The organism is Streptomyces sp. NPDC001832, from assembly GCF_040297265.1.
Lineage (GTDB): Bacteria > Actinomycetota > Actinomycetes > Streptomycetales > Streptomycetaceae > Streptomyces.
In genome coordinates, this window is sequence record NZ_JBEOYU010000017.1 from 16,388 (window position 1) to 38,613 (window position 22,226).

General features: G+C 71.5%; 11 protein-coding genes. 3 read left to right on the top strand and 8 right to left on the bottom strand.

What is annotated here, in order from left to right:
- Positions 1-576: 576 nt before the first annotated feature.
- Positions 577-1,878 (bottom strand): Kelch repeat-containing protein, encoded by a 1,302-nt coding sequence (locus ABT115_RS16080; RefSeq protein ID WP_351789367.1) that lies wholly within the window; start codon positions 1,876-1,878, stop codon positions 577-579.
- Positions 1,879-1,909: 31 nt separating this feature from the next.
- Positions 1,910-2,443 carry a hypothetical protein gene (locus tag ABT115_RS16085; protein ID WP_351789370.1) on the bottom strand — a complete coding sequence of 178 codons (534 nt, stop codon included), beginning with the start codon at positions 2,441-2,443 and terminating at the stop codon, positions 1,910-1,912.
- 14 nt (positions 2,444-2,457) lie between these two features.
- Between ABT115_RS16085 and ABT115_RS16090 the strand changes: the two genes are divergently transcribed.
- Positions 2,458-4,722, top strand: a complete 2,265-nt coding sequence (locus ABT115_RS16090) for a UvrD-helicase domain-containing protein (RefSeq protein ID WP_351789372.1) — start codon at positions 2,458-2,460, stop codon at positions 4,720-4,722.
- 224 nt (positions 4,723-4,946) lie between these two features.
- Here the strand turns inward: ABT115_RS16090 and ABT115_RS16095 are convergent, their stop codons facing one another.
- The 6 genes from ABT115_RS16095 to ABT115_RS16120 all read right to left on the bottom strand — a co-directional run bounded on the left by ABT115_RS16095 (position 4,947) and on the right by ABT115_RS16120 (position 20,771).
- Entirely contained in the window at positions 4,947-5,441 is a 495-nt protein-coding gene (locus ABT115_RS16095; RefSeq protein WP_351789375.1) for a hypothetical protein, read from the bottom strand.
- Positions 5,442-6,190: 749 nt separating this feature from the next.
- Positions 6,191-7,075, bottom strand: coding sequence for an endonuclease/exonuclease/phosphatase family protein (locus ABT115_RS16100; protein ID WP_351789377.1), 885 nt, complete (start codon positions 7,073-7,075; stop codon positions 6,191-6,193).
- 12 nt (positions 7,076-7,087) lie between these two features.
- Positions 7,088-8,935 carry a glycoside hydrolase family 3 protein gene (locus tag ABT115_RS16105; RefSeq protein ID WP_502969104.1) on the bottom strand — a complete coding sequence of 616 codons (1,848 nt, stop codon included), beginning with the start codon at positions 8,933-8,935 and terminating at the stop codon, positions 7,088-7,090.
- A gap of 389 nt (positions 8,936-9,324) precedes the next feature.
- Positions 9,325-10,182 carry a ricin-type beta-trefoil lectin domain protein gene (locus ABT115_RS16110; RefSeq protein ID WP_351789383.1) on the bottom strand — a complete coding sequence of 286 codons (858 nt, stop codon included), beginning with the start codon at positions 10,180-10,182 and terminating at the stop codon, positions 9,325-9,327.
- Positions 10,183-10,269: 87 nt separating this feature from the next.
- Positions 10,270-13,044, bottom strand: a complete 2,775-nt coding sequence (locus tag ABT115_RS16115) for a right-handed parallel beta-helix repeat-containing protein (RefSeq protein WP_351789385.1) — start codon at positions 13,042-13,044, stop codon at positions 10,270-10,272.
- A complete protein-coding gene (locus tag ABT115_RS16120) occupies positions 13,041-20,771 on the bottom strand; it encodes a hypothetical protein (RefSeq protein WP_351789387.1) in 7,731 nt (2,576 codons plus the stop codon). The genes ABT115_RS16115 and ABT115_RS16120 overlap by 4 nt, the downstream gene beginning before the upstream one ends.
- 150 nt (positions 20,772-20,921) lie before the next feature.
- Between ABT115_RS16120 and ABT115_RS16125 the strand changes: the two genes are divergently transcribed.
- A complete protein-coding gene (locus ABT115_RS16125; protein WP_351789390.1) occupies positions 20,922-21,821 on the top strand; it encodes a hypothetical protein in 900 nt (299 codons plus the stop codon).
- Between the two features lie 71 nt (positions 21,822-21,892).
- Entirely contained in the window at positions 21,893-22,204 is a 312-nt protein-coding gene (locus ABT115_RS16130; protein ID WP_351789393.1) for a WXG100 family type VII secretion target, read from the top strand.
- The last annotated feature ends 22 nt before the right edge of the window (positions 22,205-22,226 follow it).

A 22,226-nucleotide genomic window follows, 5' to 3' on the forward strand; every position in this document is an offset into this window, starting at 1 on the left:
GCATCACCGCCGTACCCGGCCGCGCACTGCCGTGCGCCCCGCCGCCCATTCCCGCCCGGCAGCGGTCTCACCCCCGACTCTGTCCGGTCAGACCGGCCCGACGACGCGGGTGCGGGGCCACCACCGCAACGGTGCGTACGTCCGTGCGCACGACCGGCGGTTGCCCTCGGGGGTGGTGGTTGCCGCCGCCGGGGGAGGGGGCGGTCTGCTGATCCTGTTCATCGTCCTGGCTGTGCTGAGCACGGGCGGAGGCGGCGCGAGTCCGGGGTCCGGATCGCGTCCGACGCCCGCCCAGTCCATTACGGCACCTGTCCACTTATCCCGCTGACGCCCCGGCCCCGGAACCGCTTCGGTCCCGGGACCGCTCCGTCGTTAGCAGGAGAGACCGCGAGGGACGTCGACCTGGTCGACGTCCCTCTTCTCTGTGTTGCGGTCTGGTCAACGAGGTACGGGCAAAGCAGCTTGGTGAGGAGCGGAGACCAGAGCGTCTCGACCTGCAGCCAGTTCCGGCAGCCTCGCTATGCCGCGACATGTCCGTGTGGGCCGGGCCGGTCCCGGCCCAAACGGAGCGTCAGATCAGGTGCAGGCGCGGTCGGGTTTGAGCGAGAAGTCGACCGTGGTCGCCTCACCCGCCGAGATCCTGACCGATTGGGTCTGCGACGCCCAGCCGTCCTTGGCCGCGATCACCGTGAGCGGGTTGTTCTTGGTGTCGAGCCAGAGCACGTACTTACCGTTCTCGTCGGTCTTCAGGGTGTAGCTCGCCGTCTTCGAGGTGATCTGCACGGTCGCTCCCCTCAGTGGCGTCGACGTGTCGGTGCAGCCGATCCCGGTGACCGTTCCGGTGATCTTTCCCCAGGTCTTGGGCGGGTTCACCACGAGCGTCGCCGGCACCGGCTCGATCCGGTACGGGGTCTTCGCGCTGATCACGAGCTGCGCGGTGAACGTGCCCGGCTGGCTGATCTCGGCGACGTTCGCGTTGAAGCTCACGTTGACGTCAACGCTCTGGCCGGGCTGGAGCGTCACCTCGGTCTTGTCCAGTGCGAGCCAGGGAATTGCGACGCACTGGTCATAGCCGGGCAGCAGCTCGGAATTCCTGGCTGCGCTCCACCCTGCGGGGGAACCTCCGATCTTGTAGAAGCCGCAGGCGGAGCCGCCGCGGTAGACGGTGTTGTTGGAGTTGGGCAGCGCGGTCCAGGTATTGGCACCCGGGTCGTAGGCGAAGCCCTGGTTGGTGATCGTGGTGGAGCCGTCGGTCACGCCGCCGGACACGAGGAGCTTGCCGTCTGCCGCCGAGTAGCCCATCCCCCACTGGTCGATCGGGAGGTCAGCGATGGGAGTCCATTTGGCGGATGCCGGGTCGTAGCTGTAGGCGTGCTTGGTGGTGCCACTGGTCGTCGCCCCGCCCGCGCAGTACAGCTTGTTCGCAATGGCGCCGCAGCCGAGCCAGGAGATCGACTGCGGGTAGGGCGTGCCGGAACTCCAGGAGTCCGACACCGGGTCGTACACCTGCACGTCCGTCGTGCCACAGGTGTCATACGTGCAGCCGCCGACAAAGTGGATCTTGCCGCCCAGCGCGGTCGCGGCGGCGCCGGCGTACGGTTTCGGGAGGTCGGCGCCGGTGGACCAGGCACCGGTCGCCGGGTCGTAGATCTCGGTCTTGTCCACCGGCCACCCGTTCGTGTCCCAGCCGCCGAAGACGTAGAGCTTGCCACCGTAGGCGACCGCCTGCGGCGCCGAACGGGCGACCTTCAGGTTCGGCAGGGCACTCCACGTCTGGGCACCTGGATCGTAGACGTAGGCCTTGTTGTAAGTGCTTCCGCCATCGGTTCCGCCGAACGAGTAGACCTTGCCGCCGAGGGTCGCCACGGCGTTGTCCATGACCGGTACGGGGTAGTCGGCCAGCCTGGCTCTACTGGAGCAACCTGCTCCAGTTCCTCGACGCGGGCGAGGGAGACGGGGTCCAGCTCACAGCCGCCATGCTGCCGGGATTCGACCCCCGGCCGGACTGGCGGTCACCGGCGGCGCCGGGTGGCTCACCTCCCAGCGGCGGGCACACGCACCCGAGGCGGTCGGGCAGACCGCCGAGGAGGCCCCCGCGGCCCTCCGCGACCCCGCCTGGGACGAGGTCATCGAGTTCCTCATCGACGACCCCGGTCTCCCCGGCCTCGCCCGCGTTCTCGCCGGCCTCGGCCTGCCCGCGCCCGAGGCCGGCTACGAACTCGGAGCAGCCGCCTGGCCCGCCGAACTCGCCTGGCCTGCCCGGCGGATCGGTGTCGTCCTTGCGCACCGGCCGGACCCGGGCAGCAACTGGGACATCGACGCCGAACAACGCGACCGGGCCTACCGGGACGCGGGCTGGCAGGTCCGCACCGCGACGGAATGGGACGCCGGCGAACTCGCCGGGCTGGTGCGCGGAGTTGCCGGTCCGGCCACGAACGAACACGAGGAGAACGAGCGATGACGGTCACCGGCGCGCCCAGGACCGGCGTGACCCTGCGCCTGCTGGACAAGGCCGACAAGGAAATCGTCAAACTGGACCGCGCCGTCCTCGGCGCGTTCTACAAGTTCCAGCACGACTTCCGCCGCAACCCGGACGCCGGCGGCTTCGACCTCAAGCAACTGGAAGGCCACGACCGGCTCTGGTCGGCGCGCGTCAACCGCGAGTGGCGGGCCCTGATGATCCGGCTGGGCGGTGACGACTGGCTTCTCGTCTCGGTCAAGCACCGCGGCCACGTCCACAAGAACCTGGACCGGCTCAACTACGGCATCAACCACATCACCGGCGCCATCGAATACGTGGACCTCCAGGTCGTCGAGGAGCACGTGCAGCGCCGCGAACCCGCGCCGCCCGCAACCCCCGCTCCGGAACCCGCCCCCCACAGGCCGGTGGAAGAGCGCCTGTTCGCCGCGTACACCGACGAACAGCTCGCGGCCCTCGGTGTCGCCGAGCCACTCATCCCGATCGTCCGGAAACTCACCACGGACGACGAGCTGCTCGGTCTTGCCGAGTACGCGCCCCGCCACACCGGTGAAGTCCTCCTGCGGCTGCGCGACGGGGTTCCCTACGAAGCGGTCATGGACCAGGTCACCGCGCCCGTCGCCGTGAGCGAACCCGAGCGGAACCTCGACACCGACGACTGGCAGGCGGCCGTCGACCGTTCCCAGACCGTGGTGATCACCGATGACGAGTTCCTGCAGAGCATCCTGGAGGAGGGCGACTTCGGGCGGTGGAAGATCTTCCTCCACCCCACCCAAAAGAAGCTGGTCCACCGGCGCTACTCGGGCCCGGCCCGGGTCGGCGGCGGGCCGGGGACGGGCAAGACGATCGTCGCCCTCCACCGTGTGTGCCATCTGGTGCGGGCGCTCCCGCCCGGTCGCAACAAGCCCGTCCTGCTCACCACGTTCAACAAGAACCTCGCCGCCGACCTGCGGGCCCGGCTCCTCTCGCTCGGCGGCCCCGACGTGCTGGCCCGGGTCGACATCGCCCACGTCGACCAGCTCGCCACCCGCCTCGTCAGCGAGGCCGACCCGGGCAGCGCCAAGCGGCGGATCGACGACACGGCAGCCTTGCGCGAGTGGCGGGAGCTGCTGGTGGAGGCGGGGGAAACCCGCTGGAGCGCCGAGTTTCTCAGCGACGAGTGGAACCAGGCCATCCTCGGCCAGGCCGTGACCTCCCGGAGCGACTACTTCGCCGCCCGGCGCGCGGGCCGAGGACGCAGCGTCACACGCGCCGAGCGAGCCGGCATCTGGCAGCTCGCCGAACGTTTCACCCAGCGCCTGGAGACCAAGGGGCTGGAGACCCACCGCCAGGTCGCCGAGCGAGCGGCCCGGCTGGAGATCGCTCGCAAGGCCAGAATCGACCGGCGATCCGAGGAACGCGACGACCGGGGGGGCCTGGACAACCTCCACGTCGAAGCCGGCTCCGGTGCCTGGCTGCGCTACCGCTACCGGCACATCGTGGTCGACGAGGCGCAGGATCTCAGCGCCGCCCACTGGAAGATGCTGCGCGCCATGGTGCCGGCCGAGCCCGACGACATCTTCCTCGTCGGCGACACGCACCAGCGGATCTACGACAACCAGGTCACACTCGGCAGCCTCGGCGTCCACATCCGCGGCCGGTCCTCCCGATTGACCCTCAGCTACCGCACCACGCGGGAGATCCTGAGCGACGCCATCCGGGTCCTGGACGACGCGGACTACGACGACCTCGACGGCAGTGCCGAGACGATCGCCGGATACCGCTCCGTCCTCCACGGCTCGAGCCCGTCCCTACGGGGCGCACGCAGTTGGGACGAGGAAATGGACCACGTCGTCGAGCAGCTGCGCGACTGGCACGACGTGCCCCGCGAGTCCACGGCGATCTGCGTCCCCACCAACGACATGGTCACCCAGCTCGCCGACCGCCTCGCCCGACGCGGCATCACCCCGACGGAGATCACGCAGGACGGACCGCGGAACGACCAGGGTGTCCACATAGGCACCATGTACCGATTCAAGGGACTGGAGTACCGCTGCCTGATCATCGCCGGGGTCTCCGAGGGACTCGTACCCCGCACCTCCGTGGACGCGTGGGAACGCACGGACCCGAGCCGCCACCAGCGTGAACTGCACCGGGCGCGCTCGTTGCTCTTCGTCGCGGCCACCCGCGCCCGTGACGCGCTCGCCATCACCTGGCACGGTGAGCCGAGCCGCTTCCTGGCACCGCTGCTGCCGCCCCGGTGAAAGGGCGCACTCCTGTCCACCGGCGTTGCTGACCGTTGAGGCGTGATGTCCTTGGAGCTGTCGGAGTGTGATCGATGCGGTGGGCCGTGCCGCCGGGAACAACGCCTGGAGCCAGGATGGTCCGCTTGTGGTTGCGGCGGCGTGCGGACGGAGTGCTGGTGGACGTCATGACGTACCTCTCCTGATACGGAGGAACGGAAGAGCGAAGGAAAGGGGGCCGGGCGTCAGAGGGAGACCGACGTGGGGCATGCCGACTGGGCCGACAGGCGGCGCAGGGCAGCTTCGGCGAGAAGCGCCACGGAGGCGATGGCGATCAACGGTTGCAGTGGCGCCCAGTAGCTGAGCGCCCCGGAGGTGCCGAGCAGCAACAGAACGGCCTTGTTGCAGACCGGACAGCCGACCGCCAGGAACGACAGGAATCCGCCCAGCCACCCGAGACGTCCACCGTCAGGAGAGTCCGGTGTCCCGGGTGCGGAGGAAGGGCGCACGTAGGTGCCCAGGACCAGCCCGGCCAGAACGCCCGTGCCGGCAAGCGCCGGATAGTTCCACCACTGCACGGGAGCCGACCGGGAGAACAGCGGGTTGGGAATCACGTCCGTCGGCACACCGACGGCCAGTGCGGACAGCAGCGCACCGGCACCGGCTACAGCCCACTGCCGAAGCTGCCAGTCACGCAGCGCCAAAACCGCCCGGCTCAATGAGCGAGGGGAAGAAGACATGTACGAGTACTCCGTTTCTGAGGATTCAGTGACACGACACGGGGGTCGGCCTAAATCCGCAGAACGCAGAACAGGACAGCAGGTGGAGGCGGGGCAGGCCCCGAGGGGAAAGCACGGGCGGGAAGCGCCGCCCCGGGTACGGACAGGGCACGGGTGACGGCCATCCACTGGCCGGGACCGGCGTGCGCGCCGCGGTCGGCGCGCTTCGCACTCGATTCCACCACGGCCTTTTTGGTGCACGGGGACTTGGAACGATCAGAAGCTGCCATGGGATCCAGACGCTGATCCGCTGTCGTCCGAAGGGTGCTTACCGTACGAGGGCCCATCTCGTTGCCGGATCCGCCCCGCGCAGCGTGACCAGCGATGCAGACCGTTGCGACTGCCACCAGGATCACGGCCAGGATGCCCCGGACGCTGCGCAGAGCCGCCCCGTGCCTTCCTGGTTTCATGCCACGCCGTCCTCGAGTCGTCCGCGGGAGCCCCACGATAGGTCACGCTCTGGGTAGCGTCTCATCCCTGGCTACGGGTGTTTCACACCGCGCTGTGCCTGTGGTGCGCCCTCGCCCTGGCCGTGACCATCCCGGCCTTCTGCGCAGTACCTCAGGCAATCCGGCGAGCGGTGCGCCGGCCACTTTCGTACTCGGATACAAGCCGGTGACCCGATCCGTCCCGATCCGGCCCGCCCGTAGGTGGGGCGGGCCGGATCAGGGAGCCGATTTCGGGGGTTGCTGCACTCGGCCGAGTGCGGTTCAGGCGCCGCGCTGGTGGAGCTCCAGGTCCGCGACTACGGGGCGGTGGTCCGAAGCGTCCGTCGCGGCCTCCTGGGCATCGACCACGGTGACGTCGGGAGAGACGGTCACAAAGTCGATGCGCTTGGTCGGGTTGACCGCCGGGTACGTCCCGCCGCCGTTCGGGTCGGCGTCCTTCATCTCCTTGAACAGCGGCGCCAGCTCCGGGGCGTTCGCCGTGGCGTTGAAGTCACCGACCAGGACCTTCGGTCCGGAGTCCTCGGCAAGTACCTTGAGCGTGTCCGCCACCTGGGCGCTGCGGACCGACGGGTTGGCCCGGTAGTCCAGGTGCGTGGAGTAGACGTGCACGTGCGAGCCCTTGACGTTGACCGTCACCTCGGCGAAGCCGGGCGCCGGGGCCGGCACCGGGTTGGGCACCTGAGTCGAGAGCCGGGTGATCTCGTGGTTCTCGGCCTTGATCACCGGGTAGCGGCTCAGCACGGCGGTGCCGTACTGAGCCCGGTCGCCACCCTCGGTGGCCGGGGCATTGTCGTAGATCGGTGCGAAGAAGACCTCCATGTCCAGCTTCTCGGCCAGCGCCTCGGCCTCGTCAATGAAGTCGCTGCGGGAGCTCCAGTGCACATCGACCTCCTGGAGGCCGATCACGTCAGCGTTCAGGTCGCGGATCGCGTCCGCGGTGCGGTCCAGGTCGAAGACGTTGTCCTGGCCGGCACCGGCGTGGATGTTGTAGGTCGCGACCCGCAGCGGCACCGCCGGGGCCTTTGACCCAGGGATGTTGGCCGTCGCGGCCGTCGCCGACCCCGCGGTGGCGAGCACGGCGGCGACGGCGAGCGCGGCAGCGGCGGCGCGGCTACCGCGGGCGGTACGTCGGGAAATGAGCTTCATGACTTCTCCAGATCACATGGTGGTGAGGCCGGCACCGAACGGGAACAGGGGGGTTCCCGGGTCGGCGGGGTCGGGGATGGTCACGGGAAGGCGTCCGGCCGGCTGGATCGCTCCGGTCAGCACCCCGGCGAGGGAGCGCATCGCCACCTCGTTGAACGCATACGTGGTGAGGTAGGTGGGCGCCTCGGGGAAGTGCATGACGTCGTACGGATCGCGCACGGCCACGGTGACAACTCGCGCGCCGGACGCCAGAAGCGCGTTGACCAGCTTCTGCTGACCGGTGTCGCTGGATGCGCGGTTGGTGAGCACCACCGTGGTGTCATGCGACAGCGCGGCCGCGACGGCGGCGTCGATACGTGCCTGGGACGGCTTCGCCCCGGTGCTCAGGACGTCCACCGTCAGGCCCCGCTCGGTGAGCGCCCGGCCCAGCGCAGCGGTGGTTATCGGCGCCGCCGGGTCGTCCCATCCGGTGACCAGCACCCGGCCCGTCGGCCCCAGCGGGAGTGCGCCCGGCTCGTCGCGCAGCAGCGTCGTGGTGCGGTCGGTGATCCGCTGGGCGACGGCGAGGTGGTCCGGGGTGCCGACCGTGCCTGCGATGTCCGCAGTGTCGACGAAGGGCGAGTGGACGATTCCGCGGTTCCACTTCAGCCGCAGGATTCGGGTCACCGACTCATCGATGCGGCGCTCGGTGAGCTCACCGCCTCGGACCGCAGCCAGGACCGCGTCATAGGCGACCTTCATCACCGGCGGGTTGACGAGCACGTCGACGCCCGCCTTGAGCGCGAGCACCGGCACCCGCTCGTCGCCGTACCTCTGCCGCACGCCGGCCATACCGAGCGAGTCGGTCACCACGACGCCGTCGTAACCGAGCTCCTTGCGCAGCAGCCCGGTGAGGATCGGGTAGGACAGGGTGGCGGGATCGCCGGACGGGTCGAGCACCGGCACGACGATGTGGGCGGTCATTATCGAATCGGCGCCTGCGGCAATGGCGGCCCGGAACGGGGGCAGGTCGATCTGGTCCAGCTCCTCACGGGAGTGGCTGATGACCGGGAGTCCGCTGTGGCTGTCGACCGCTGTGTCGCCGTGGCCGGGGAAGTGCTTGAGGGTCGCGGCCACACCGGCGTCCTGATAGGCGCGCACCTGCGCGACCACCATCTCGGCGGCCATCTCGGGAGATTCGCCGAAGGACCGCACCCCGATCACCGGGTTGGCCGGGTTGACATTGACGTCGGCCACCGGCGCCAGGTTCTGGTTGACACCGACGGACCGCAGCTCCTGCCCGGTGATGGCGGCAGCGGTGCCCGTGTCGGCGACACTACGCCCGGCGGCGAGGGCCATGTTGCCCGGGAACTGGGTGGCCGGCGGACCCAGCCGCACCACCGCCCCCTGCTCCTGGTCAATGCTCAGCAGCAGTGGCACTCCCGACGGCTGGTCGAGAGCCACCCGCTGGATGCCATTGGACAGCCCGGCGACCTGCTCGGGCGCGCGGGTGTTTCCGGCATAGGCGAAGTACACAAAGCCGCCGAGGTGGTAGCGGGCTATGGCCTGCGCCGCGTTGTCCACCCCGAGGAAGGCCTGGTTGCTGCGGACCGCGTCCGGGTCGGTGGTGTCCGCGGTCTCGCCGTACACACGGGTGGTGAACAGCTGGCCGACCTTCTCTTCCAGCGTCATCCGCCTCAGGATGCTCTTCACCCAGCCGGTCTCGGCGGGCGGCGGGGGGACGGCGGCCATAGCGCCGCGCGCGGACAGCATGGAGAGCGCGGGAACAGCGGCAACAGCGGCTGCGAGAAGTGATCGACGGGAAGTGGGATATCTGGACAAGGGGATTCTCAGTTCCTTTCGCCGCGAGACGGTCGCCATTGCGGCGGTGGGGAGCTTGCGACAGATCCGCAGCGTAAGCAGGTGCGGTGAACACTGAGTTCTTGCCTGATGGCGGCAGGCGGACAACTCGGTTTCGCCGTGAACTGCACCGGTCCGTCAATGAACTGCCGGGTCTCCAGATTCGACGACAAGCAGGGCGTCTCATCGAAGACCACCGCACCCAGAAAGTGCGGTGCCACCGTTTCATTGGTCTGCCCCGCCTGCTCGGACCGCTCAACCGTGCGCACGAGTTGGGACCGCCCGAAGAAGTCCGCCGCCGAGGCGGAAAACGAGAGACCCGCTCAGGGTCTCCTGGACGCCGAGACCACCCGCGGGCGCGACGGCACGCTGGTGGTGGCGCAACATCGGTTCCGCGCCGGGCGCATCCGTCACCTGCGGTTCCAGAGCTGGCCCCACGTGCCGGTGCACTGGTAGAGCTTGATCGCCGCGCCGTCTGCGGTGTCGCCCTGCCACAGGTCGACGCACTTGCCGGACTGCTTGGCGTGGATGAGGCCGTCGCTGCCGAGGGCGAACTGCTGGGCGGGGTTTCCGGAGCAGTCGGCGATCTGCAAGATCGTGCCGTCGGCCGTGCCGCCCCAGGCGGCGTCCATGCACAGGCCCTTGGTCCGGATGGTGCCGTCGGAGGCGAAGGTCCACTGCTGGTTGGCGTTGCCGTTGCACGTCCACAGCTTCAGCGGCGTGCCGTCGGACCCGGCCGAACCGCTCAGGCATTTACCGGAGTTCGGGTTGTACACGGTGCTGACCGCCGATTTCGGCGGCGGGACGGGGTCGGCGGCCTTGGTGGGCGCGGTGGTGGCCTTGCGCGGAGCCGACGTCGTGGTGCGGTGCGTGCTCGTATCCGTGCTCGTATCCGTGCTCGTTCCGCTGGGGGAGGTGCCGCCCGTGGCGGCGGTCGTGTGCATCGGCGCGGCCGGGCGGGCCGCGCTCGGGCTGGTGGCCGCCGGCGTGGGCGTCGTCGTGGCGCTGGGTGTGGTGGCAGTGACAGCGGGCGGTGTGGAGGCCGCCGGGGTGCGGGCGGCGTCGGCCACCGTCACGGCGTCGGGCCCGCCGCCGTGACCGGAGCCCGCGGACAGCAGCGGCACCAGCAGCACGACCGCGCCGACCAGGACGGCCGCGCCGGTGACGGTCGCCCACACCCGCGCTTCCGGCAGCAGCCCGCGCGGCGGATCGCCGGGGTTGGCGGCGAAGGTGTCGGAGAAGCGGTTCGGGGTGTCGGGGCCGGTCATGGGTGACTCCGGGGTGAGAAGGCGGCCGGGGCGGTCCGCGGGGTCGGTGAACGAGCGGTCGGTGAACGGGCGGTCGGTGACGGGGGATCAGCGGTCGGCGACTGCCTGCGGGAGGTCGCCGGTCTCGAGGCGGACCAGGTCCTGCGCGCTGGGATCGGCGAGTTCGGCGACGCGCTGAGCCTGGCGGGCGGTCATCTCCTGGAACACCTGGCGGGCCGAGCGGCCGTTGCCGAAGCCTTCGCCACGCGGCAACTGGCCGAAGAATCCCGCGAGTTCGGTGCGGGCCTGGTCGGTGAGCTCGTAGCGGTGCTTGGCCGCCTGGTGCTCGACGATGGACACCAGTTCCGCCGCGTCGTAGTCGGTGAAGGTCAGGGTGCGGCTGAAGCGCGAGGCCAGGCCGGGGTTGGAGGCGATGAAGCGCCCCATGTCGTTGGGGTAGCCGGCCGCGATCACCACGATGTCGTCGCGGTGGTCCTCCATCAGCTTGACGAGGGTGGCGACCGCCTCGGTGCCGAAGTCGTTGCCCATGTGCGCGGGCGCGAGCGCGTACGCCTCGTCGATGAACAGCACGCCGCCCAGCGCCTGCTGGAAGGCGGCGGTGGTGCGCGGTCCGGTGTGGCCGACGTACTCGCCGACCAGCGCGGAGCGGTCGACCTCGACCAGGTGGCCGCGGCGCAGCAGGCCCAGCGCTTTGAGGAGGCGCCCGTACAGGCGGGCGACGGTGGTCTTGCCGGTGCCGGGGTTGCCGGCGAAGACCAGGTGGCGGCCCAGCGGCGGCGCGGGCAGCCCGGCCTCCTCCCGCCGCCGCACGGTCTGCATCAGCTTCACCAGGGCGCCGACGTCGCGTTTGACGCTCTCCAGGCCGACCAGCGCGTCGAGTTCGGCGAGCAGGTCCTCCAGGCTCTCCTCGACGACCGGCTCCGCGAGGGGTTCCGTGGCGGGCGTGGCGGCCGGTGTCTGCGCGCCGCGGCCGGCGGCGGACGGCACCGGTCCCGCAGGCCCTGCGGGTGGTGTGGCCGGGCCCGGCGCGGCGGTGTTGGTTGCGTGCGGCATGGATGGCCGCTTGACGTCGTAGGAGAAGCAGCCGTCGAAGACCGGCCGGGCGCCGTCCTCCAGCTCCAGGTCCTCGGCGCAGTCGCGGACCCGGCAGCGGTGGAAGGCGGGTGCGGCGTCGCGTGACAGGTGCAGTGCGGGCGAGCCGGAGCCGGAGACCTCGCAGGAGGTGAAGGTGCCGCCGGCTCCCTCGGCCAGGTAGATGCCGGTCCTGGCGCAGCCGTCGACGGCCAGGCCGTGGACCTCGGGGGCCGCGCCGGTCCACACCACGACGCCGGAGCCGGCGCTCGCCTCGACCGATCCGCCGCGCACCCGGGCCGTGCCGCCGGTGTCGACGACGATGCCGGCCGCGCCGGGCGCGGCGACACGGATCTGGTCCAGGGCCGCGGCGCCGCCGTCCGCGACGCGCACGCCGATGCTCCCGGCGCGCAGCACCGCGCAGTGCTCGAGCACGGCCGGGGCCGCCGACTGCGCGTGCACGCCGGTGCCGGCGCCGGTGATGCGGCAGCCGCTCGCGGCCAGCGACGCGCGGCCGGCGGTGTGCAGGCCGGACATGGCGGCGTCCTGGACGGTGCAGTCGGCCAGTTCGGCGTGGGCCGAGCCGACCGCGTGCACGCCGTGCTCGGGGCTGGGGCCGATCCGGCACTCGCGCAGGTGCACGCGAGCCTCGTCGGCGGCGTGGACCGCGCTGTAGGCGGTGCCGATGATCCGGGTGTCGGTCAGTTCGGCCGCCGCGGCGCCGAGGACGAGCAGCCCGTTGGCGCGCGATCCGGTGACCGTGCAGGCGGTGGCGGTCAGCCGGGCGCTGTCTTGGACGAGCAGGCCGCTGGTGGCCGAGCCGGTGATCCGGCAGTCGGCGAGTTCGGCGCGGGCCGAGCCGGTGAGGCGGACGCCGACCGCTCCGGGCGCGCCGATCCGCAGGCCCGAGGCGGTGATCCGGGCGAAGTCGTCGGCGAGTACGGCGCTGCCGCCGGTGTCCTTCACCGCGCAGTCGGCCAGGGCGAGGGCGGCGCGGTGGCGCACCCGGATGCCGGAGCCGGTGGCGCCGGTCAGCCGCAGCCGGTCCGCGGCGAACCGGGCGGCGCCGGTGAGCAGGACGCCGATGCCGTCCGCGCCCTCGACGCGGGTGTCCTCGGCGCGGCCCCTCGCGGTTCCCGACAGGTGGACGGCGGCGCCCCCGGTGGCGCTGATGCGGCAGCCCCGCAGCAGCAGGGCGGCGTGCGGGGCCGCGCCGTCCGGATCACCCGGGTGGTCCGGATCGAAAGCTGCTCCCGGCTCGCGCCCGAACTCGAGATCGACGAGCAGGCCGTGGACCTCGCCGTGCCCGGCGTCCTGCCACCTGCCGGAGGGTTCACCGCCTTCTTCGCCGGCGAAGAAGGCGTCGCCGAAGGACCTGTCACCATCGGGTCCTGCGCCGGGGGGTGTCTCGTCGTGGTGGGCACCCTTGGCCTCGATGCCGCCGCCGGTCACCGCGCAGTCGTGCAGGGCCAGCGCCGAGCCGTCCAGGACCACGACGGCCGGGGTGTAGGAGCCGGCGGCCTCGCCGCCGCGCAGCGCGAACCCGTGCACGGTGCAGTTGCGGGCGGTGACGGTGAGCGCGGGGGTGCGCTCGTCGTCGGGCAGGACGGTGACGCTGCCGGGGCCGTGTTCGGTCAGCAGTGTCACCGGCAGGTCGACGGTGAGGTTCTCGCGGTACTGGCCGGGGGCGACCAGCACGGTGTCGCCGGAGCGGGCGGCGCGCAGCGCGGCGGTGATGGTGCGGTGGGCGCCGCGGCCCTTGGGCGCGACGGCGTGGACGCGGCCGGTCATGGCTGCACGCTCCCCTGGCCGTTCACGTCCGGAACCGGTGCGGGTACGGTCACCGGGGCGGGTACGGAAGCCGGTTCGGGAGCCGGCAGGTACCAGGAGGGGTGCAGGTTGTCGCGGAACAGGTTCGTCAGCGCCCATGTGGTCATCTTCTCGGGGAGTTTGAAGGTGAACTGGGCGATGAAGTCGCCGAAGCCCTGCCGGTGGTACAGGCGGGCGCCGAGCGCGTTGAGCACGAGGTTCTTGCCGATGCCGGTGGTGACGGTGCCGGTCAGCGAGGAGGCCGCGCTGATCAGGCCGTCCAGGGCGGCCTGGCCGCCGGAGACGGTCACCGAGTTGCCGTCGGCGTCCTTGATCCCGAACACCGCGGCGTTCATGCTGCCGTTGACCCAGCCGCTCAGCACGCTGACGCCGGCGCTGTAGGCGAAGTCGTAGGTGCCGCCGCGCCAGCGGATCGCTGTCTCGTTGCCAGCCCACTCGTTGGACCAGTGCTTGTCGTGGTTGAACGGGTGCCGGTTCCAGCCCTTGCCGCCGTCGATGTTGGCCAGGCCCATCCGCCAGTCGCCGCTGTGCCGCAGTACGTCGAGGCGGTTGTCGTGGACGGTGGTGCCGACCGCGGTCTTCAGGCCGGAGCTGACCGAGGCGTTCGCGAACGCCTTGAGGGCGTCCTTGCCGGTGAAGGGCTTGTTCTGGATGTCGGCGATGATCGCGTTGATCGCCAGGTTCGCGGTGAACTCCAGGACGAACTCCTGGAAGAACTCGATGGCCGCCTTCTCCATGATGAGTTTCCACTGCGGCTGGTACAGCGCCTCGCCGAGGCGGGGGGCGTCGAAGCCGGCGAAGTCCCACTGCAGCCGGTTTGCCTCGCGGATGCGCCGTCCCCAGCCGCGCAGTTCGGTCAGCGCGCCGCGGAAGTCCACTTCGCGGCCGGTGAGATGGAACCTGCCGAAGGCATCGGTCTCCCACACGAAGCCGCCCGCGGTGCGCTGCGCGATCACGTGTCCGACGTTGTCGTAGTGCCGCCACTGGCCGAGCCAGCCGTCCTTCTCCACGAAGCCGCCGCCGGGCAGCGCCGCGCGCTCCCTGACCACTGCGCCGTGGTCGAACTCCTTCCAGGTGCCGGGCGGCGGTGCCTGGACGCCGCCGGAAAGGAACTCCCTGACCCGGCCGTTGACGGCGTTCGCCGGCACCTCGCGGACCGTGATCGGCGCGGCGCCGGGCACGGCGAGCGTGTCCTGGAAGCGGGTGGCGCCCTCCATCCAGGTCGGCGACCAGCCGCCCTGGCCGTCGCCCAGGTGCGGGTCCCACCAGCGGCGGGTGTGTGCGCCGCCGCCGTAGTCGACCGCCCGCCCGTGCTTGTCGAACTTCTGCCACTGCCAGCTGTGCGCGCCAGTCGCCGCATCGGTGACCTGCCAGGAGTCGACGTAGTGGCCGTCCAGGACGGTCCGCACCCGAACCGCCTGCACGCCGTGGGGCGTGCGCTCGAAGTGGACGAACGAGTCGTCGTACGGGGTGGGGCCGTTGTAGCCGCGGCCGTAGGTGACCGGTCCGGTGGTGGGGGCGCCGGTGCCGTCGCCGCGGTCGGTCCAGTACCAGGAGCGGGTGTCGGCGCGGGCGTCGTAACCGGTGAAGTTCCAGCGGGTGTTGCCGGTCGGCGCGGTCATCTCGATGGTGTGCGCGGTGCCGTCGGCGCCGGTCCACCGGTCGGTGCGGCCGACGATCGTGCCGTGCGGGTCCTTCAGGACCGACAGATGCGGATCGGCGATCCCGCCGGTGACCGTGAACTCGCGGACGGTGCCGTCGGCGTAACCGGCCCGTGCGACCTGCCAGTTGGCGTGGGGCGCGGCCGGGTGGTACCAGTCGCCGGCGCCGGCCGCGGGGTCGTAGTGGTCCTCCCAGATCCGGCCGTCGGGCATGTCCGCCACCTCGACCCGGTGTCCGGACAGTTTGCCGGTGCCTTCGGTCCACGGGGTGAAGCGGGGGTCGGCGTGGACGCCGGCGGGCAGCGGCACGTTGTCGCCGACCTTGAGGGTGTTGCCGTTGCCCAGCTTGAACGAGCCGCGCACCAGGGTGCCGTCGGCGGTGATGTCGAAGAAGCCGTCGTTCATGCCGGTGAAGCGGTAGCCGTGGGTCTGTGCGCCGGTGGCCGGGTCGGTCCTGGTCCAGTGCGACATCTGGAAGCGGGTGTCGCCCCGCAGCCAGGCGCGGCCGTCGAACGCGGTGGAGGGGATGCCCATGCCGATCAGCCGGTTGCTGCGCACCCATTGCGGCGGGCGCTGCTCGGACCAGCGGGTGACCTCCAGTACCCCGCCCCCGCCGGGTAGTTGCTCCAGCGTGCCGGTGGGTTTGCCGTGCGGGGACTGGGCGCTGAAAAGGGTGTGGCTTACCGGGCCGCCGGGCGTGTTGACGGTGACGGTGCGGGGCGCGCCGTTCGCGTCGAGGGTGAACTCCTTGTAGTGCATCGCGTTGTTCTGCGGCAGGTGGACCGGGCCCCACTGGCGCTGCGCGATCGGCCCGGTACCGTCGTTGCCGAGCCGGTCGGTCCAGCCGCCGTCGAGGTCCCAGGTGCGGGTGCCGGTGGCGTTCGGGACGGGAGCGTGGTCGGACTTGTTGTAGCGGACCCAGCGCCACGTCGGGCCGTCCTTGTAGGCGAAGACGGTGCCGTTGACGCCCTGCCGGAAGTCGTGCGCGGTATGCGAGGTGTGGTCGATGCCGCGCCAGTCCTTGCCGTCCATGGTGCCGTAGTGGCGGGTGCCCCAGTTGGTGGTGGCACCGGTGGCGTCGGTCTGCGTCCACCGGGTGCGCTGGCTGCCGTTCCAGCGGACGAAGCCGGTGGCGTCGATGCTGCGCACCGAGTCCAGGGTGGCGCCGCCCGGTAGCGGGCGGCGGTCGAATATCTCCACGGTGGTGCCGCCAGGCTTGGTGACGAGCCGCACCCGCCCGGTGTCGTCGGCGATGTCGATCTTCCCGGAGTGCAGCAGGTCGCGGCCCGCGCCGGTGACGGGCGCGCCGCTGGTGTCCACGAGTTGCCAGGTGCCCTCGCCGGGGCGCAGGTCGAAGTGCCGGCCGGGCACGGCCTGCCCGTCGCGGGTGACATTGACGCGCTGCACGGTGAGCGTGCCGTCCGCACCGAACTGCCGGTATTCCCCCGCCAGCGGCCCGCCGCCGCGGGTGATCCGCCACTGGCCGTCGTGGTGGGTGAGGGCGGCGACCGGGTTGAGTTGCGCGTCCAGGCCGAGGTGGAGCGGCGACGGGGCCGCGGCACCGGCACCGGCCACCGCCGGGGCCGGATACCGGGTGACGCCGAACTGGCCCAGCGGGCGGCCGTCGTGGCCGTGCAGCATCACCGCGTGGTCGCCGAGCGCGCCGGTGTGCGGGTCGAAGGTGCGGTAGTCGCCGCGGCCGGTGTCGGTGACCCGCACGGCAGTGGGGGTGCCGTCCGGCGCGAGGTCGATACGCACCGTGTACTGCGCCACCGGCGCCCAGTTGCCGTCGACCAGCGTGCCGGCCTGCGTGCCGGGCGGCGTTTGCGCGTAGCCGGCGAAGTGCCCGTCGCCGTAGAGGAGTTGCAGACCGTCGGCGCTGTGCACGCGCGTGGCGGCGTCGTAGTGCGCGTAAGCGACCGGGTGCCCGGCGGTGCCTCCGGTCTCGATGCGGATGCCGCCGCCCGGGTGGTCCATCGCCCGGCCGGGACGCAGCTCACCGGTCAGGCCTTCGACGTGTCCTGCGCCCAGGGCGTCGGCGGGCATCACCGCGAAGGCGTGCACGGTGCCGTCGGCCCGGCGCAGCGGCGCGCCGACGCCCACCGCGGCCCCACTGACCGGGTCGTAGCGGACGAATTCGCCGCCGGTGCCGTCCTGGACTACCTTCAGGCCGGTGACCGTGCCGGCCGCGTCGACCTCGTGGACGACCGCGTGGCCAGGCACCGCCGTGCCGTCCGGGCCGATCCAGCGGGCGGCGCCGCCGGTGCCGGGCGCGGGGAACTCCAGCGCGCCGCTGCCGGTGCCGCCGGTGGTGATCGGATGGCCGTCCCACAGGTGGTCGCCGACCGGGTCGAAGATCTGGTAGGTGCGGGCGCCACCGGGCGCGCCGGGGTGGTCGACGCGCAGCGTACCGTCGCCGAGGACGGTGACGGGGTGCGGCGACGCGACCTGCGTGCCGGGCAGTTCGAGGTGCGCGGTCACGCCGTCTCGGGCGTAGGTGATGTGGGCGGCGCTGCCGCGCGGGATGCCGCCCCCGCCGCCGAGCGGCACGACCTCGATCAGCCGGCCTCCGTCGACGCCCTCGACCGTGATCACCGGCACGCCGGAGGCGCCGCCGGGCAGCCGCGGCCGCTCCTTCAGCGAGAGCAGCATGAGGTCTTTCAGGGCGTGGTCCATCGCGAAGGGGTTGACGCCCAGTTCGCGCAAGTTCCGGATCGAGGCGCCGAACTGCTGCTTGGCGGCGTTGACTTGGACGTGCGCCTGCTGGACTGGGCTGGGGCCGTGCGAGGGGCCGCCGGGGAAGGAGCCCAGGTAGTCCAGGTGCTGCTCGGCGCGGTGCAGGTCGGCGGCCGCGAGCTGGAACCGGCCCCAGGCGTCGATGCGTTGGGTGCTCAGCGGGTCGCCGGCGCTCCCGAACAGCGCGCCGATCCGCTCGCTGTCGGCGGCCCACGCCTGCTCCAGCTGCTTGCCGGTCAGGCGCGGCGGGGTGAACCGCGGCGGCTGCGGGGCCGGGACCGCCCGCGTGGTGGGCGGCGCCGGCACAAAGTGCGTGGCGTCCACCTGCGCGGGATCCACGTGGGCCGGGCTCACGTGGGCCGGATCCACCGGCGAGGGCGGGGGGTTGTGGACGTCCGGGGCGGGCGGCGGAAGGTGCGCCGGGGTGCGCGTGGGCGTCTCCTGGCCCAGGTGTCCGCCGCTGCCCGCGCCGGAGCCTCCCGCGCCGGGCAGGTCGGGCGTCGCGGTGCCCGGGTGCGCCGAGGTGCCCGGGCGCGCCACGCTCGCGTGCCCGATCCCGCCGTGGTCCAGCAGGCCCAACGCCGCGCCCAGCCGCTGCGCCGGCGGCACGTCGAACCCGCCGCCGGGGCCCAGGTGCGTGTCCGCGTGCGCGGCGGCCGGCAGCGGGACGCGGACGTCGTGCCCGGCTGCCGTGAGCGTCGTGGGTGTGGGGGCGGCGTGCACGGTCGTCGTGGGTGTGGGGGCGGCGTGCACGGTCGTCGTGGGCGTCGTTGGGGCAGGGACGGTGCGCGAGGTCGGCGTCGAGGAGACCACCGTCGTGTCGGCGGTGTGCACGACAGTCGTGGGCGTGGGGACGGTGTGCACGGCAGTCGTGGGCGCAGGGACGGTGTGCACGGCAGTCGTGGCCGTCGTGGGCGCAGGGACGGTGTGCGGGGTCGGCGTCGAGGAGACCACCGACGTGTCGGCGGTGTGCGCGAGTGACGACGGCGGTGTCACGGCCGTGGGCACGGTGGTCGCGTTTGCCGTGTGCGTGAGTGACGACGGCGGTGTCACGGCCGTGGGCACGGTGGTCGCGTTTGCCGTGTGCGCGAGTGACGACGGCGGTGTCACGGCCGTGGGCACGGTGGTCGCGTTCGTCGTGTGCACGACCGACGACGGCGCCGGGCTCGTCGTCACGTGCGCGATGTTGGCGGAGGCGACCGGGTTGACCGCGGGGACGGCGGTGACGGTGTTGATCTCCACCGTGTGGGGCAGGGCCGAGGTCGGGGTGAGGTCGGCGATGGCGTGGCCGGTGTGTGCGGTGGCGGGGCCGAGGTCGGTGGCGACGTGCTGGGCGACGGTCGCGGTGATGTGGCTGTCGGCGATGCCGGTCAGGTGCCCGGTGGACACGCTCGCGGCACTGACGTTCAGGTGCGTGGCGGGCGGCGCGATCACGGTGGCGGCCGGGTCGGCGTGGACGTGCAGGGCCGGCGGCGCGGTGGTGGCGACCGGGTTCAGGCCGGTCGTCCCGGCGTGCGCCAAGGGCGTCGGCAGCACCAGGTCGGTGGCCTGGTGAACCATCGACGGCGGCGTGATGCTGCCGGTGAGCTGGTGGGTCGTCGGGTTCGCGAGGCCTGTGGCGGCGGTGTATTCCCCGCCGGCCACGGCGAGGTGCATGGGCGGCGGGGTGAACAGGTCGGCCACCGGCTCGGGCAGCTTGCTGAATGCCGGTGCCGCGTCGATGGTCACGCCGTCCCCGGTGCGTGTGATGTTCGCCCAGTCGCCCAGTTTCACCGAGTCCAGCTTGCCGACCGGGATGTCCAGCAGCGCGTCCATGTGGAGGGCGGCCTGGTGGGAGAAGGTCAGCGGTGCGCCGAAGCCGGTGCCGATGGTCAGGGCCGGCGGGTTGGGCACGAGCAGTCCCGGCGTGGTGAAACCGGACTGGGCGGGTGCGTGCGGCAGGGGTATCGGGCCGAGCGCGGTGGTCCACTGGTCGACCTGGATGCGGGTGGTCGCCAGGTCGTGGGCGGGCATGTCGACCAGCGGGTTGACGTGGCGGACGGTGGCGGGGGTGGGGACGGGGATGTGGCTGGCGCCGCTGCCGATGGCCTGGATGGCCGGGCGGGCGGTGGTCGGCACCGCGCCGAACCGGAACTTGCCGAAGACGCCGCGGTCGATCAGGGCGATCTTGGTGGCGGCGAACACGCCGAACTCGCCGATCTCGTCGCCTTCGGCGGGCAGGAAGATCCGCATCCACTTGGCGCCGCCGAACTCCCCCTTGAACCAGGCGGCCGAGGCGACGCCGAACTTCGTGACCGCCGGCCCGATGCCCTTGACGAAGCCGGGGATCGCGGTGATGCCCTTGACGACGAACAGCCCGCCGGTCTTGACGATGTCCGCGCCGAGTTGGCCAAGTCCCTTGCCGATGCCCATCACCCACAGGCCGCCGGCCTTGACCCAGCTGCCGGTGATCAGCGCCAGGTCGCGCAGGGTGGGCAGGGCGACGAAGGGTTTGGCGATGCCGCGCAGGATGTCCTTGAACAGGCCGAGGGAGGCGATCGAGGCGGCCTTGATGCCGTTCTTGAGGAGGCTGATGCCCTTGGACAGCAGCGACAGGACCGGCAGCGCCCGGGTGCTGGGGGCGATCAGGCCGAGTGCGGACAGGAAAAAGTCGAGGACGCCGACCTTGCCCTGGGCGAAGTCCACCGCGGTCTTGATGAACAGCGTGAGGTTGACCGCGATCGCCAGCAGCGCCACCGGACCGCCGAAGATCAGCGCGGGGATGACCAGGGCGATCGCGATCCACTGGAAGATCTCCCAGAACTCCGCGCAGGGCGAGACCGGGGACTTGATGTGGCCGGAGGACTTGCGCAGCACGGACGTCGCGGTTCTGGCCGCCTCGGACTGCGCGCTGCCGGCCGCCTTGGCGTCGGCGGCGAGTGTGTCGCGGTCGGAATCGTCCGGGCCCAGGCCGCGGCCCTGGTCCAACGCGGCGTCGGCCTTGCCCTGCGCGTCGGACATCGCGTCGGCGTAGGTGGACAGAGCCGAGCTGGACCATTCGAAGGCGTCGGCGATGCTCTGGACGAAGCTGCGCAGCCGGCCGCCGATCTGGTTGCGCAGTTCCACCGCGGTCTCGCCGACGAACGCCTCGGGGCCGGTCTTGTTCAGGACCGTCTCCATCGCGGTGTCGATCTTCCGGGCGGTCTTGCCCAGGGCGCCGATCGAGTCGGCGACGGTGTGGATGCGTGCCGGGTCGCCCGGCGTGGGGTCGTCGTCGAGACCGATGGCGTTCCAGTCCGTCGGGCGTGGCATCCCGGGCCTCCTGCCGTACCGCGAAGTGGTGCTGAAGCTTGTCCGACCTGATCACGTACGAGAGCGCCGCACGGTTCACCCATTCCAGGTGCCTCTTTCCGCGGAGGCGTTGTTTTCCGGGCCGGGGTGAACCGCCCGGGGCTCTGGCACGTGATCAGGTCGGACGGCTCGCCCACGCCCGGCAAGGAGGACATGGAAGTGGTCGACTTCGCGCTCGACTACGGGGTCCTGCACGGGGCCCGCAAGGACCTGCACGATCTCGCCGACGAGATCGGGCCCACCCTCAAGAACAGCGACTACGCCACGCTCGGGAAGGACAGCTCCGGTGTGGCCACCGACGTCTTCGGCGACGCCGGGCTCGCCGCGGCCTTCGGCACCCTGTACTACCGCTCCAAGCGCCCCATGGAGAAGGCGGAGGACGACCTGCGTAGTCTCGGCGACACCTTCGGTGCGGTCGCCGACGCCTTCTTCCACATCGACGCGCAGATCGCCGAGGGCGCCGGCGTGATGGGCCAGAACATGGGCCTTTCCGACTGGCGCGGCAAGCACGATGCGTGGCTGGGCCACGAGAAGTGGGTGGCCGACAACAAGCTGTGGCAGCAGTACCTGGCGGGCAAGAGCGCGTGCGAGGTGGACGACGGCTCCACGCTGCCGGACTTCTGCCGGGCCACCGACCCCGGCCCCGAGCCCACCGACCCGGGCCCGCCGCCCACCGACCACGTCATCCACACCTCGGACGGCAGCTCCGTCCACACCACGCTGACGCTGGACGACAAGTACAACGTGACGACGGAGAAGACGACGGTGACCACCGGCGGCGGCCAGACGTACAGCTCCACCACTGCGTACAAGCCGGACGGCCGCTCGTACGTCACCGACACCACCTTCGCCGACGACAGCACCAGCCACGCGGACGTGACGATCAACGCGGACGGCACCGGCACCATGAGCGTCACCGACGGCGACGGGAAGGTCAGCACGTACACACGCAGCGGGCCCGGCGCCAAGTGGGACCAGACGTCCGGCGAGGGCATGGACGACGGAGACTAGTCCACCCACGACGACACCCCCACCTACTGACCACCCCATCCCCGAATCAACGAGCCCAGGAGGCCCCGGCCATGCCCAACATCTCCCTTGACTACGAGCAGATCGACACCGTCTCCGGCAAGCTCGACTCCGCCAACGAGAACATCGTGCCGATGGTGAACCAGCTGCTGACGGACGTGAACGGGCTGCTGGACGACGGCCTGGTCTTCGAGCAGTCCAGCCCGGCGCTGCGCGAGTCCTACCAGAAGTTCAACACCTCGCTGCTGGGGGCGGTCGAGGGCATCAAGAGCTTCGCCTCGCAGTTCCGCAGCATCAAGGAGTCGATGTCGGAGAACGACGCGAACATGGCGCAGAAGATCCGCGAGGCGGCGAACAAGGGCTGAGTGCCCGCCTGCTCCCGTGAAG